Here is a 2,794-nt window from a genome sequence, read left to right on the forward strand (position 1 = left end):
CTCAAGAGGGATTGCCAACGCGTGGCGACTTTAGTGCAAAATTGAAATTCAGTGTTTACAGTGTGTTTTTTGAGTTCGGCTATGCGTTGTCAACCCCTTAGCCGGGCGTTATGTATATAAGGATGAAATATGGAAAATATAGAAGTATTTGCAGAAGAACTTGAAGATATCATTTTAGAGAACCTTGATTTCGGCTTGTTCAATATAGATCTAGTTCAAAGTCTATGGACAGAAAAACACCCTGATGTCGATTTCCAAAAAGTTATTCAAAAGCTAGTAGCCGAAAACAAGGTAGGGGCGGCTAGCAAAACACACGGAGAATACAGAGACCCTGAGCGTACCGATTAAAAATATACATAACAAACAATTCAAGTGGATTCTCAACGCGTGGCAGTTTTATTATGCGTTAGGTAAAGTGTTTACGGTGCAATGCAGTGGCTTGGCCAGTGCGTTGTTCACCACTTAATTGGGCGTTATAAGCTAAAGAGGAATTATGACCAAAATCTATTTTGTATGCGGTTTTATTGGTTCGGGTAAAACTACCTATTCCAAGGAGCTTGCAAATAAGCATGGAGCTTTTCGCTTCTCCATTGATGAATGGATGATTCCTTTATATGGTGAACATATGGAGCGTGAAGTCTTCGACAGTCGCTTGGCTACGCTTCAAGATTTATTCAAAGAGTCTGCTCTCCAGCTTTTTGCTCTCGGTGTTCCGGTTATTTTCGATTTTGGTTTCTGGCGTAAAGCTGACCGAGACACTTTTACGAGCTGGGCATCAGAAGTGGGCGTTGAGAGTGAAGTTCACTATCTTGATGTTCCATTCGAAATATGCCAACAAAGGGCATTTTCACGTAATTCAGACTTGGATGGTAAGTCGTATGAAATGACACCTGAAATGTTGAAATTGTTCTGGTCTTGGTTTGAAATACCGGTGTCGAATGAAAATGTCATTTTGGTTCATCGGGATGCTCAACCACGCTTATAACAAACAATTCAAGTGGATTCTCAACGCGTGGCAGTTTTACTATGCGTTGAGTAAAGTGCTTTACGGTGCAATGCAGTGGCTTGGTCAGTGCGTTGTTCACCACTTAATTGGGCGTTATGCAACTCAGGTAAATTTAGGGGTTCAATCTTTTTAGATTTCTCCGGTCATTCGTTTTGTATTGTCGGCAAATAAGCATTTTTACCCTCAGATTCGTGGTTAACTCAAGCCGTAAAACAAGCAAGGTTCTTTGTTTGCCTCAATCAGTTTTAGCGCTGGTTTGTTGTCAATTCAGCGTGCGTAAAGTGTGGAAAGGGCAAGTTAATCGAGCATTTCGCATTTTCTGAAAGTCTTGCTTGTTGAGTTTTCTTATTTATCGCAGTTCTTGCTTGGGTTGATTCTTGAATCACTCAGCCATTGCAATTGTGGTTTTTGGTCGTGTAAAGTCGATTTATCTCATTGAATTTGCATAACAAACGGCTCAAGAGGGATTGCCAACGCGTGGTGACTTTAGTGCAAAATTGAAGTTCAGTGTTTACGGTGTGTTTTTTGAGTTCGATGGTGCGTTGTCAACCCCTTAGCCGGGCGTTATGTTCTCGAACCGCATTCAACATGGGAGTTGTATTGAAACTTTTATATAAATATATGTCGAACCCTGAGTACTTTTTGAAAGAAGGCTATATCAGAGCAACTCAATTGTCGGCACTAAATGATCCATTTGAAGCAACCTATTGTAAAGAGGCTCTGTCTGATCTCAGTCCTTATTTCGAAATATGTGAGTCTCCAGACGAGCTGATCTCTTATATTGAGGAAAATAAAAGTAGAATCGGTGTTATTAGCTTAACTGAAGCTAAAGATAATTTACTAATGTGGTCTCACTATGCTAACGAGCATAAAGGTGCAGTTATCGGTTTTTGGGCTCAATCTGCTTTTAATGGCAATATGTTTACCCATTTACATGAGCCACAGATAAATTCAACTAGTTTATTTGACGGTTTTGGCATGTTTCGTGGCGAGTGTCTTCCTGTTATGTACCGAAAACAGCCTAGATACCGTGTTGATCGATTTGACTTTGATTACTCTAATATCTCTGCGGAAGGTCAAGATCGTATTTTATTTGAAATTTTTCAACAGAAAAGCGATGAATGGATATACGAAAAAGAGCATCGTGTGACTCTTCGTCTAGATCAAGCAGACAAAGTCATTGTTTCCGATATTCACCGTTTAAAAAATAAACATGTGTTAAACAAACTACTTACTATTGGTAGCGAAGATAGTTATGGTAGATTTACTGTGTATCTGGATAAGCTATCTTATGAAATAGAACGAGAAGTCTATGCCAATAACTTAGCTCAGCTTAGCGATGATCCTAGCAGTCTATACCTTTTTAAAGTAGGTCATGCTAAGTCTATAATCTACGGTCTTAATGTTAGTGAAAGTACAATAGATAGTTATCAACAATACCTTTATAACTACCCTAATGTAGAGCAGTGGAAAGCTTCACTAAATCGAGACTTTTACACTTTAAAGTTCAGCGAAATGGATCGAACATAACAAACAATTTAAGAGGGATTCCCAACGCTTGGCATTTTTGCTTCTACTTCAATTTTAGTGTTTACGGCACAATGCTTTAGGTTGGGTGGTGGCGTTGCTCACCCCTTAATTGGGCGTTAAATTACAAGGATAGTTCAGTGGAAATAAAGGAAATTAATTCAACCTCTAGCGTCTCAGTTCAGTTAAATTCATTGCTTATAGATTGTGTTGAGAGTGGTGCTTCAGTCGGTTTTTTAACTCCGATCGACAGAGAAGAAA

General features: G+C 39.2%; 3 protein-coding genes and 1 pseudogene. All 4 read left to right on the forward strand.

Going from position 1 to position 2,794, the window contains the following annotated elements; all coding sequences use genetic code 11:
- The first annotated feature begins 129 nt into the window (after nt 1–129).
- Nucleotides 130–348, forward strand: a complete 219-nt coding sequence (locus tag AACR75_RS16240; protein ID WP_047691110.1) for a hypothetical protein — start codon at nt 130–132, stop codon at nt 346–348.
- 145 nt (nt 349–493) lie between these two features.
- On the forward strand, nt 494–985 hold the full coding sequence (locus tag AACR75_RS16245) for an AAA family ATPase (RefSeq protein WP_047691112.1): 492 nt from the start codon (nt 494–496) through the stop codon (nt 983–985).
- A gap of 621 nt (nt 986–1,606) precedes the next feature.
- Complete coding sequence (locus AACR75_RS16250) at nt 1,607–2,536, forward strand: DUF2971 domain-containing protein (RefSeq protein WP_047691114.1); 930 nt, start codon at nt 1,607–1,609, stop codon at nt 2,534–2,536.
- A gap of 137 nt (nt 2,537–2,673) precedes the next feature.
- Nucleotides 2,674–2,794 (forward strand): annotated as a pseudogene (locus AACR75_RS16255) (GNAT family N-acetyltransferase); the annotation flags it as partial.

Source organism: Vibrio sp. ZOR0018, from assembly GCF_963865925.1.
In the GTDB taxonomy this organism is placed as follows: Bacteria; Pseudomonadota; Gammaproteobacteria; order Enterobacterales; family Vibrionaceae; genus Vibrio; species Vibrio anguillarum.